This window comes from uncultured Nostoc sp., assembly GCF_964245575.1.
Taxonomy (GTDB): Bacteria; Cyanobacteriota; Cyanobacteriia; order Cyanobacteriales; family Nostocaceae; genus Nostoc.
Map to the genome: position 1 here is coordinate 1 of NZ_CAXTNP010000464.1, position 3,918 is coordinate 3,918.

Genomic DNA, 3,918 nt, shown 5'->3' on the forward strand with positions numbered 1-3,918 from the left:
GTACTAAGTTGAGATTACTCTTTAAAAAAGTTTTATTAATTCACTTATAAACTTTATTACTTATAAAATTGTTTTTTATACGTGTTTATTCGTATATGTCATAATTTCCTAACATTATAGTTTTGGCTGAACTCTTGGTTATCTGCTGACTATTAAATAGCGATCGCCTAAGATTACAGAGTGATCGTTAGATAGTGAATGCCTACACTGACATCTATCCTAAGTAATAAATAAGTCAGTGTAAAAATGTGTTGAAGGAGACATTTTTATTTATGTCTTAAGATAGATGCAATTATAAATAAAAAAATGTAATTGATGTTTTTTCATTTATAAAAACTTTATTAGCCAATACAGTTTAGTTTTAAAGTATTGGGTTTCTCCTCTGTGCCGCCTATCCCCAAAGGCGGCCCAAGTTCTTCTTTTGCCTCTTCTTGACGGGAAAGAGGATCATAGTGTTATAACGGCATCAGTCTAGATACAAAATAAGAAACACCAATTGATGATTAATTGCTGGTGCTTGGAGAGAGTTAAACTGAGGTTCTAGAGCAAACCCTGATTAGACACAGTTGATAAGCAATGCTAATGCCAGCACTGCTAAATATTTTTAAGCAGGTGGGTCAAGAGTGATGAATGAAGCTGACACCTCAAACAAGGCGGCTGTGATGGAATCCCTAAATTCTGCTAATTCGCCACAATCGGAGCAGGCGAGTTGTCCCTTTTACTCAGTTGTGCCTAATGACAATATGACAGTTAGAAAACTGCCACTCCTCATGCCAGCTGAAGATACACAATTTTCAAAAGATACCACCCAGCAGGACTGGGTTGCAGAGCCTGAAAGCGGCAAACAAGCACTTATTGACTCAGAATTTCAGAACCTGCTGGCATTGAACGAAGAATTGCGTGCAGCTAACAATAACTTGTATGAACAAGTGGAACAGCTAAAAGACAACCTAGCTGAGTCAGAAAAGGTTTTGCAGTGGCAGAAAACGCGTTCTAGCGTTAGTGAGTCGATGCTCAACCAACACGCAAAAGAACTGGCTGCGGCTCAAGAACAGATAAAATCCCTATTTCAACAATTAGAAACTGCTGTACAAACTGTTCAACGCCAGGAAATTTTTACTGATACTTATAAAGCACAGCTACAAATTAGCCAACAACGCCTTGCCCAGTTAGAGCGAGAATGTACGTTGCTACACACTAATAGCAGCGAACAGTCTCAGCAGTTATTGCAATCAGAAACTGTTTGTCGGGAGTTACGTACCAGACTGATGCGACAACAACGCCAGACACTGCAATTTAAAGCAGCTTTGGAAAAATGTCTAGATACATCGGTTCCTAACTATGACTCCCTAGAAGATACCGCAAAACATCCCAAAGACATAACTAGTGGGCAAGGAAGATTCTCTAGAAAAGCTCGATCTTTGTTTCCTAACGCCCAGCCAATTCAACCTTGGTCAGCAGAACCAGAATCCCTGACTGATGATCTAGATAATTCTTGGGGCGAACCGTCACCACCAATCCCATTCCAAAGAAATGAACCGACGCCGACGCCATCATCTTCTTGGAACTGGTCAGTTAAGCAAAATCCCCCAACACCAGCAGAATCAGGCCCTTCTCCAAAAATTGATGATTCCCCGGAGACACCGGAAGCTGTTTCAAATTCAGAGTCATCAAATTTAGATCAGCAATTAGATAGTCTTATCCAAATGTTTTTCACCTCCCAGCCTGCATCTGGATCACCACCACCTGCGGCGAAAACCAATGTGGATAGTAATCAGGATGATGCACCTATCTGGGAGACTTTAGCAACAATCCTAGAAGACGATGAGGAATTAGCAAATCTACAAGAAAAGCAGTTAGAAGCAGAAATTAATCCTCCTACAACTACTTCCACTTCTTGGACAATAGATTCTGTAGTTTCACCAGCCAATAACTTACCAGTTTCTTCTACTTCACCTCACACTGAGACGCCGCCTGAAGCAACTGAAGACTACTGGTCAGAAGTTTCACAATTGACACAGTTGGAATTGTCGGCAACTGATTTGCCTCCAGAGTCATTAGGTGATAATACCAACGATACAAGTTCACCTTCACCAGTGGTTTATCCCCAACGTCCACCCAAGGGGCGTAAGTCATTGGCATCTGTGGAACTGCCAAATTTTCGCCCCAAGAGTCAATAGTTAGTTGTCATTTATCATTTATTTTAGACTAGTAGATTGTGCGTAAGTCCTAAACTAATAACTAATGACCAATGAATAATGACTAATGACTAATTAAGAATCCTTGCTTCTGACTTCGGAATTATGGCTTCTGGGTTGGCTTTTACTACTTGAGCACGCGATCGCGGTTTGCCTGTGGCGATCGCATAATTAATCGCTAACAGCCACAGCCACAATCCCGGATTCCGAGGTTCTAGCCAAAAACCTACCCGGTTCAAGAAGCGCCCGAACCACGGACTCAGCAAAGAGCTAATTAGCGCATGACGACCGAAGTTGAAATAACTACCAAGCCATCTGAGCAAATCTCTTGGCCCAGCAAGTTCCCAAATCCATAAAAGTAAGGCAGGATTTTTCCTAGCTGCTTTGAGTGCTAGGCGATTAAAGGTTAACCAATCACACCTATCTTTAATAAAGTTATCTGCTACTTCTTGGGGTTCGTCTGCTAACAGTCCAAAGAAGGTGTTGAGCATGGAGTTAATCCGTTGAGGTGGTAAAAATTTCCCAGTGGGTACCATCATGCCTTTGGAAAATAGCCAAGTCACGGAAACGTTGCTTTGGTAGGCGCGAATTTGGTTCAAGTGGCAAAAACTCAACAAGTCATGTTTGAGAGCAGTATCCAACAGCGTTGTCAAACGCTCTAAGTTGCGAACTAGCGAACCAAAACCGGTGAAGACGAGGGGAGACTGGAGTGATGCAGCATCACCGATCGCAATCAATCGATCAAAGGCAACTGTGCGATCGCTACCTCCCGTACTAAAATGCCCCGGTATATACCCAAATGTCGGCTTCTTCCACACCAATTTATCCATATCGCACCTGCGATACTCTGGCAAAATCGTGAAAAAGTCCTCGTACATCTCTAGTAAGGAACCGGGATTTTCAGCATTGACCTCATGGTAATGAAATAAATAAATCGTCAGTTCATCATCTGCTCCAGGAAACAATTCCCAAATTAACTGCCTTCCCCGCGAAATATCCCCATGACTATAAAGAACGTCCCCATATTGGGAATCCCATACCTCCGGCTCAAATCCGCTCTCAATTGCCGCTCCCACCGTCGGACATACACTATCAAAAGCACGACCACCATTTAATTGCCAAGCGATGGGGGACGCAGTTCCCATTGCATCTATTAGCAGTCGTCCACTTACTTGCTTCTCAACCTGACTGGGTAAATGCTTGACTTTCAAAAGAACTTGTGATATATCAATATCTGCACGGATAAACTCTGTTTCATCCCAGATTTCACCGCCTGCGGCTTGCAGTTTTTGCCCACACATTTGCAGCCATTTTTCGGAATCTAAGCCTAAATTTAGGACTGTGGGTGTGTGGAGGACGGGCGATCGCAGTTTGGTTGGATTATTAGCATCAAAAAACTTATTGAATCCGTCTTTGTATTCCCTGGCAATGATGGTTTCTAACTCAGCGGGGGTGACTAAACCCAAATTAACTAAGCTTTGAATCTCATCGCGGGAAATATTCCATTCTCGGTTCATCCGCCCAAAGGGCATTCGTTCCACCAGCAGGACTTTATATCCGAGTTTTGCCATCAGTGCTGCATGAATCGCGCCTAGTGCGCCACCGATATAAATGATGTCGTAAGTCGGGGATGAGGGGGATGAGGAGGATGAGGAAGATGAGGAGGATGAGGAAGATGAGGAAGATGTTATTTTCTTATCTCCCCCTGCTCCCCCTGCTC

At 42.9% G+C, this 3,918-nt stretch carries 2 protein-coding genes; one reads left to right on the forward strand and one right to left on the reverse strand.

Going from position 1 to position 3,918, the window contains the following annotated elements; all coding sequences use genetic code 11:
* The first annotated feature begins 626 nt into the window (after nucleotides 1-626).
* A complete protein-coding gene (locus ACFFAP_RS36940) occupies nucleotides 627-2,180 on the forward strand; it encodes a hypothetical protein (protein ID WP_375515857.1) in 1,554 nt (517 codons plus the stop codon).
* An 89-nt stretch (nucleotides 2,181-2,269) separates the two neighbouring features.
* On the opposite strand, the gene ACFFAP_RS36945 is transcribed toward ACFFAP_RS36940, so the two are convergent.
* Nucleotides 2,270-3,918 (reverse strand): NAD(P)/FAD-dependent oxidoreductase (locus ACFFAP_RS36945; protein ID WP_375515856.1); only part of this gene is annotated, 1,649 nt, incomplete at its 5' end.